We start from the raw sequence: 1,402 nt of genomic DNA, 5'->3' as shown, positions 1-1,402 counted from the left end.
ATCATACCGCATATCAACCAGCGTTGCAACCCTCAATTTTTACCAGTCATTCAAGTTCTGAGTTTGAATAACTTTTTGGGTTTGCTCGCCTACCTCATGTTGTTTGCGGCAGGAGTTATAATTTATCATAGATTCTTCTATACTATCAACCCTCAAAATATTCCAGTTTACTTTACTGCGTGATTAACTAATTCATTGTCGACATTTCACAAGAAAGCATCACCTTTTGGGCCGTGGAATAATACGATGAATTACTCATAATGATATTAGCCTAGAGGGGTGTGACAACTATGGCGGGTAACGTTTATAACTTTTATGCAGGCGGTAATACCGCGCGCGGCTATGCTGACCTGTTCCATTCGTCGTTTCAAGGATTAGAACGTATCTTCATTCTCCAAGGACATACAGGAACCGGGAAGGCGATTAACCTACGTTCAATCGGTCGCCAATTAACTGAGGAAGGCTATAACATCTGGTTGATCCATTGTTCTTCCGACAATGATGCGCTGGACGGAATCATCATACCGGCTCTAAAAATGGGTATTCTCGATGGAACAGCACCGCATGTCACAGCTCCTGAACTTCCGGAAATTGAATTGTCCTATATAGATTTAAGAGTGGCTTATCGCGCAAACCTGCTCGAACAACATCAATCAGAGATCGAACGATGGAATGAAGAGCTCTCAAAATCCTATGAGCGCGCTTATTCCGGTTTTGCCGAAGCTCTTCGCATACATGATGATTGGGAGGAGCTCTATATCGCAAACATGGATTTCCAGGCCGCCGATGAACTAACCCAGGAGCTTACCCAAATCCTTTACCGTGATAATCAGAGAGGGAAGACAAGTAGAGTCGATCATCGCTTCCTCGGAGCGGCTACACCCCAAGGAGCGGTTGATTTCGTCCCTAATCTAACTGAAGGATTGAAGAGATACCTTGTGAAAGGCCGACCCGGGTCCGGAAAATCTACAATGCTTAAAAAACTAGCTTCCGTCGCGATCGAACGCGGCTTTGACGTCGAAATCTATCACTGCGGCTTTGATCCGAACAGCCTAGACATGATCATAGTACGAGAACTGGGATTCGCGATTTTCGATAGCACTGCGCCTCACGAGTATTACCCGGATCGTCCGGACGACGAGATCGTGGATATGTATGAGCGTTGTATTAAATCAGGAACGGATGAACAATATTCAGATGCGATCAGTCACATTAAGGAACGATACTCTTCCACGATGAAGCAATCGACGCAGCATCTAGTAAGGGTCAGATCCATTCTCGATGAACTTGAACAGATCTATGCGCAGGCTAAGGATACAGCATTACTTGAAAGTATCTCGGCGGAAATCAGACAGAGGTTAGCGGTCACCAATTAATTTTTGCTACTCTTTTATTTCGGATT

2 protein-coding genes are annotated in these 1,402 nt (G+C 44.7%); both read left to right on the top strand.

What is annotated here, in order from left to right; genetic code table 11:
• On the top strand, positions 1-183 hold a 183-nt coding region (locus L3D05_RS24210; protein WP_239618956.1), incomplete at its 5' end, for a hypothetical protein.
• Between the two features lie 107 nt (positions 184-290).
• Positions 291-1,376 (top strand): PRK06851 family protein, encoded by a 1,086-nt coding sequence (locus tag L3D05_RS24205; RefSeq protein WP_239618955.1) that lies wholly within the window; start codon positions 291-293, stop codon positions 1,374-1,376.
• Positions 1,377-1,402: the final 26 nt, after the last annotated feature.

Origin of the sequence: Cohnella mopanensis, assembly GCF_022352055.1 — a bacterium.
GTDB lineage: Bacteria > Bacillota > Bacilli > Paenibacillales > Paenibacillaceae > Cohnella > Cohnella mopanensis.
Note: the sequence above shows the minus strand (reverse complement) of the source record. Positions and strands in the feature narration are given on the sequence as shown.